The 5147-nt window shown below is 66.7% G+C and carries 5 protein-coding genes and 1 tRNA gene; 1 reads left to right on the top strand and 5 read right to left on the bottom strand.

The features are described 5' to 3' along the window. Window positions 1–70: 70 nt before the first annotated feature. Window positions 71–146, bottom strand: a tRNA-Gly gene (locus AC1VAN_RS10515). A gap of 74 nt (window positions 147–220) precedes the next feature. On the opposite strand from AC1VAN_RS10515, the gene AC1VAN_RS10510 reads away from it, so the two are divergent. Next, window positions 221–673 (top strand): hypothetical protein, encoded by a 453-nt coding sequence (locus tag AC1VAN_RS10510; protein ID WP_442251050.1) that lies wholly within the window; start codon window positions 221–223, stop codon window positions 671–673. Between the two features lie 12 nt (window positions 674–685). On the opposite strand, the gene AC1VAN_RS10505 is transcribed toward AC1VAN_RS10510, so the two are convergent. From AC1VAN_RS10505 to AC1VAN_RS10490, 4 genes are read right to left on the bottom strand one after another with little or no spacing between them, the layout of a single operon-like run. Beyond that, entirely contained in the window at window positions 686–1597 is a 912-nt protein-coding gene (locus tag AC1VAN_RS10505) for an HlyD family secretion protein (protein WP_442251049.1), read from the bottom strand. Next, complete coding sequence (locus tag AC1VAN_RS10500) at window positions 1594–2322, bottom strand: ABC transporter ATP-binding protein (RefSeq protein ID WP_223482219.1); 729 nt, start codon at window positions 2320–2322, stop codon at window positions 1594–1596. The genes AC1VAN_RS10505 and AC1VAN_RS10500 overlap by 4 nt, the downstream gene beginning before the upstream one ends. A gap of 10 nt (window positions 2323–2332) precedes the next feature. After that, window positions 2333–3472 carry an ABC transporter permease gene (locus AC1VAN_RS10495; RefSeq protein WP_100436061.1) on the bottom strand — a complete coding sequence of 380 codons (1140 nt, stop codon included), beginning with the start codon at window positions 3470–3472 and terminating at the stop codon, window positions 2333–2335. After that, the gene (locus tag AC1VAN_RS10490; protein WP_442251048.1) at window positions 3469–4965 is read right to left on the bottom strand and encodes a TolC family protein; all 1497 of its coding nucleotides are present in this window, start codon (window positions 4963–4965) and stop codon (window positions 3469–3471) included. Before AC1VAN_RS10490 ends, AC1VAN_RS10495 begins: the two co-directional genes overlap by 4 nt. Between the last annotated feature and the right edge of the window lie 182 nt (window positions 4966–5147).

Here is a 5147-nt window from a genome sequence, read left to right as displayed (position 1 = left end):
GGCCAACGTACTGCGATCAGGAACGACGCCCCTGACATGACAAAACCCCGCGATGGGGCCTGTCGAAACATGGAGCGGGAAACGAGACTCGAACTCGCGACCTCAACCTTGGCAAGGTTGCGCTCTACCAACTGAGCTATTCCCGCAGATTCTCCGACCTGCGTCGAAGGAGCGCTATTGTGTCCAAATTCCTTCACGCCGTCAACAGTCCGCAGCACCGATGAACCCGCCCACGAGACCTCGTTTCGCCCGCCTGTGCTGGAGCCTTGTCGCCCTGGCCTGGCTTGCGGTGATTGCTGCACTGATCAATGCAGGCTTCACCCCGGACTATTGGATGCTGCGCCACTTCGAAGGCGCAACCCTGCCCTACCCCACCGGCGCGGTCATCCAGTTCGCTGTACTGGCCGGAGCGGAACTGTTGGTCACCGTGCTGATCGTGCGTCCCTGGAAACCAGGGCGCGTGTGGTTGCGGCTGCTGATCGCCCTGGTGCTGCTGCTGGCCTGGTCGTTCCCGTGGCTGGCCGCCGCCCTGCACCAGGCGCCGGTGCAGGGAATGCACCTGCTGTGGCTGCTGCTTCTGGATGTGGGATTGCTGCTGGCGCTGTGCGTGGTGACGCTGGCCAGTGCGTGGCGGGCGTTGGCCGGGAAACAGACCCGACGCGCACGCCCCTAGCGAAGCACGCCCCTACCTGTGGAACTCCACCCGCACATGTTGGCCGACGCGCGCCTTGGCGGCGCTCTCGAATTCCAGCACGCACTCCACCACCTTGGCCACGCCGCGCCCTGCGTCTTCGGGCAATCGTGCCTGCGCGAACACCGGGCTGATGCGGACCACACGTGCCACCGGCAGTGGCTTGCCCTCTGCGCCATCGCTATCGATCACCACCGTCGCACGCATGCCAACCTGCACGGCATCGGCGTAGGCCGCACTCAGCTCGGCACGCACCTGCAACGGTCGCGCCGGCAACAGTGACATCGCCGGCTTGCCGGCCTGCACGAACGCACCCACGCCCGGCACCTGGCCGACCACGATGCCGGCGTCCGGTGCGGTCAGCAACATCTGTCGCAGCTTGAGCCTGGCGTGCTCCAGCTTGTGCTGGGCCATGTCGACCTGCGCTCCGGCCACATCCACATCGGCGCGGACGCCGGCCAGCTGCTGCCTGGCTGCGTCGGCCTGCTGGCTGGACGACACGCCTTCACTGGCGCCGGTGGCCAGGCGGGTGGCGTTGCGCTCCAGTTCGCGCAGCTGCGCCTGACTGCCCTTCAGCCGGTCGGTGGCCAGCGCGAGATCGGCATTGGCCATGCCCACCTCCTGTTCAAGCAGTGCGCCATCCAGGGTGAGCAGGACATCGCCCTTGCGCACCACCGCCCCTTCCTTCACCGGCGCGGCGCTGACCGAACCATCCATCGCTGGTACCAGTGCAATCAGCCCGCCTTCCACATCGATGATGCCGCGGGCGACGGCGACGTTGTCCGCGCTGGCGGACGTGGCAGCGGTCGGCTGCGCGGGTACGGGTGCATCCTTGCTGCAGGCACCCAGCAGCAATGTCGCGCCCAAGGAGAAGCTGAGGGAGAACAATCGCGGCATTCTGGTCATGGGCTGTGCTCTACGGTTTCGTTCTGGCGGCGGTCATCGCGGACCGTGCCGTCTTCCATGGCGATCACCCGATCCGCATGGCGGATCAGGCGTGGATCGTGGCTTACACACAACACCGTGGCCTGATGCGCTCGTGCATAGCGGTGCAGGATGTCGATCACGCGCTGGCCGTTCTCGGCGTCCAGTGCGCTGGTGGGCTCATCGGCGAAGATCAGCGTGGGTGACTTGGCGAACGCACGGGCGACGGCTACGCGCTGCTTCTCGCCGCCGGACAGCTGTGCCGGGCGCATGTGGCTGCGGTGCGAGAGGCCGACTTCGTCCAGCGCCTGCCGAGCCAACGGCTCGCTGTCGCGGTTGCGCATGCCGCGATAGCCCAATGGCAGCTGCACCTGCTCCAGCGCCGTCAGCGCCGGGAACAGGTTGAAGCCCTGGAACACGAAACCGACGTGGTGCAGACGGAAGCGCTCCACCTCGCTGCGGGTCATGTGGCTGACGTCCTGGCCAAGCGCATGCACGCGACCGCCATCAGGCGTTGAGAGCCCGGACATGAGCGACAGCAGCGTGCTCTTGCCGCAGCCGGAGGGGCCCGATACCAGGGTCAATTCGCCGGGATAGATGTCCAACGACAGGCCACGCAGCACGGGCACATGCACATCGCCGGACACGAAGCCCTTTTCGAGTGCGTCGGCACGCAGGGTCGGGATCGCGATGGGAGCATTCGTCATCGGTGGCCCCTCAACGCAACAGCAGCGATGGATCGGAACGGACGACGCTGCGCACCGCCATGATGCTCGACAGCATGGCCATCACCGCGACCAGCGCCACGCAGCCAAGAACCACCATCGGCGTGAGCTGTACCGGTACGCGCTGGGTCTGCGCGGCCATCAGCACCACCGCGCTGAAGGCTGCGGCCAGCAGCATGCCGACACCACCGATCAGCACGGCCTGTTCGAACACCACACGAGCCAGGGCGTAGCGGCCTGCGCCGAGCGCATTGAGGGTGGCGTACTCGCGTACCGACCCGGCCACCACTGCGGCAAATGACTGGTTGGTGATCACCGCGCCGACGAAGCAGACAATGACCGCCATGAACAGCACTGCGATGCCGGCGCCGGTATCGAACAGCCAGTATTGCTGCGAACGACTGGCGAACTCCGGCGCTGTCCAGAACTCGACGGGCGTGGCGCGGCCCGTCGATGCACTGAGGCGATCGCGCACGCGCGCGGCCAGCTCCGGTGAGCGCGTGCCCGCCACGAAATAGGTGCTGCCTTCATGCGGATCGGTTCCGGCGATGGCACGCGCGGTATCCAAAGACGCCAGCACGTTGACGCCGCCAAGGCCACGCAGGCCGGGTTGCGCTGCAACCACACGCACGGCCTTGCCATTGATCCACGCGCGGTTGCGGTGCAGATCGACGCCCAGCGTATCCAGGTCCGCGCTGTCGACGATCACCGCACCGGGTTCGCGCAACCGGGCACGCAGATCGGGCGACAGGATGCGCGAGAACATCATCGCGTCGCCTGCCGTGGAGATGCCGGACAGATAGACCGACACGTTGCCGGCACCCTGTGCGCTGGAGCGCCACTCGCCATCGACCCACTCGTAGGGTTCGACGCGGGTGACATCCGGGTCCATCCGCAGGCGATTCTCTACATCCGCACTGATCGCATGACCGTAGTTCACGCTCTGCGTGCCGGCAAAGCCCGCCCAGACATCGGCGCTGGACGCCTTCACGTAGATCGCGGCGGTGCCGAAGATGCCCAGCACCAGTGCCGCCTGCACGATCAGCAGCACGCCGGCGAAACACATGGCCAGCACTACCGGCAGGAAACGGCGCCACTCGTAAACCAGGGTCTTGCGGGCAAGCGCGATCATTGCGCGTCGCCTTCAGGCTCGGCTGGCAAGGGAGCACCGCCCACTGCGCGATAGAGCGATGCGAATGCAAGTACGCGAGCACCCTGCGCGCCGATCAGGTCGGCCTGCGCGGACAGCGCGGCACGCTGGGTTTCCAACCCGTCGAACTCACTGGAAAGACCAAGCTGCACCTGCCGGGCCTGTCGTGCGACCTGCTGCCGGGCTGCTTCGTCGGCCACCTGCAGCGACTGGATGCTGCTGTCCTGGCGGGCCAGGCTGCCCAGTGCACCCTCCACTTCCGCCACGCCCTGCAGCACTGCCTTGCGATACCCCAGCAGGGCTGCATCCAGCTGCTTGTCGTCGGATTGATAGCGCGCGCGACGTTGGCCCCAATCCCACAGAGGGATATCGATGTAGGGACCAATCGATGGGCTGGAATCAGAGTTGGAGCGAGCGTTCTGGGTCAGGTTGTAGGCGTAAAGGATGGAACCGCCCAGGCTCAGTTTCGGGAACATCGACGCGCGTGCACTGCCCTTTTCGGCGGCAGCCTGCAGCACATCGGCCTCGGCCAGCAGGATCTGCGGGCGATGGCGCAGCAGGTCGGCCGGCACCTGCTGCAGGGTGAAGGCGCTCAACTGCGGTGGCGTGCGGTAGGCATTCCAGGCCGGATCCGGACCATCGCGACCCAGCAGCAGCGCCAACGCGCGCGAGGCGTTGCCCGCGTTCTCATTCGCCTGTGCAATGGCCGCGCGCGTGGCCGCCCGCCGCGCGCGCAGGCGATCCAGTTCACCGGGCTCGTCCAGATGCAGGCGCTGCCGAACCAGGCCCAGTTGCTCGCCACGTGCGTCAACGGCCTGCTGCCTGCCCAGCAGATCCACCTGCGCCTGCGCGACGGAAAGATCCAGGTAGCTGCGCACCACATCAGCGATGACCGCCACCTGTGCCGCATCGCGCAGTGCTTCGGCATTTCCGTTGGCCGCCTGCGCGCTCAGACGGGCACTCTCCGCTGCGCCAAACAGGCCAAGATCCCAGATCGCTTCAACGCCGGCGTGGAAGTACGTGTCGACCGCGGCGGCGTCCTGCACCTGCTTGGCACTGGCGGAGATTTCCGGACGGAAGCGCGCATCGGAGGTGCCCGACAGCAGGCGTACCGCCTGCAACCGCAGGGTGGCCTGGCGCAGGTCCAGATTGCCGGCGACGGCCTCGTCCACCAGCGCGTTCAAGCGCGCATCGGCCAGCACCTTCCACCACTGCCGCGCGTCGACCGCTACGCCCTGCCCTGCCGCGGTCTGACTCCAGACTGCTGGTACGCGATCAGGCAGATCGGGAACCGGCACCGACATGCAGCCCACCAGCATCATGCTGGTCAGCAGCGCCCCGGTACCCAGGACGATGCGTGGGACGACGGCATACCGGCGCGCGAACGCTGCCGGGAAAGTGATGCGACTGGCCACCCGCCCGCCTTCGTGGAGAGAGAAGCCGAGGAGGCTACGCCGCGATTGTGGAGTGGACATGGAGAATCGGTCGGAGGTGCGTTACAGCGCGTGTGCGGTGCATGCATTGCGAACCCTCGGCCTTTCCACAGCCTTTCATCGGCGCCGCCAAGCTGAACGCTGGACTGTCCGCGGGCGCTGCGGCACATTGTCCTGAACGCTTACACTGGCAGGCAATACGCTTGAAATCCGCCCTTCGCCCC

The sequence above is a fragment of the Stenotrophomonas sp. 05L44_2 genome, from assembly GCF_056665995.1.
The sequence above is the reverse complement of the archived record's forward strand: the minus strand, read 5'-3'. Positions and strand labels throughout refer to the sequence as shown.

What these genes read in the sequence shown, in the direction of transcription:
- AC1VAN_RS10510 (WP_442251050.1), top strand. Translation starts at nt 221, where the DNA reads ATGAACCCGCCCACGAGACCTCGTTTCGCCCGCCTGTGCTGGAGCCTT.
- AC1VAN_RS10505 (WP_442251049.1), bottom strand. Translation starts at nt 1,597, where the DNA reads ATGACCAGAATGCCGCGATTGTTCTCCCTCAGCTTCTCCTTGGGCGCG.
- AC1VAN_RS10500 (WP_223482219.1), bottom strand. Translation starts at nt 2,322, where the DNA reads ATGACGAATGCTCCCATCGCGATCCCGACCCTGCGTGCCGACGCACTC.
- AC1VAN_RS10495 (WP_100436061.1), bottom strand. Translation starts at nt 3,472, where the DNA reads ATGATCGCGCTTGCCCGCAAGACCCTGGTTTACGAGTGGCGCCGTTTC.
- AC1VAN_RS10490 (WP_442251048.1), bottom strand. Translation starts at nt 4,965, where the DNA reads ATGTCCACTCCACAATCGCGGCGTAGCCTCCTCGGCTTCTCTCTCCAC.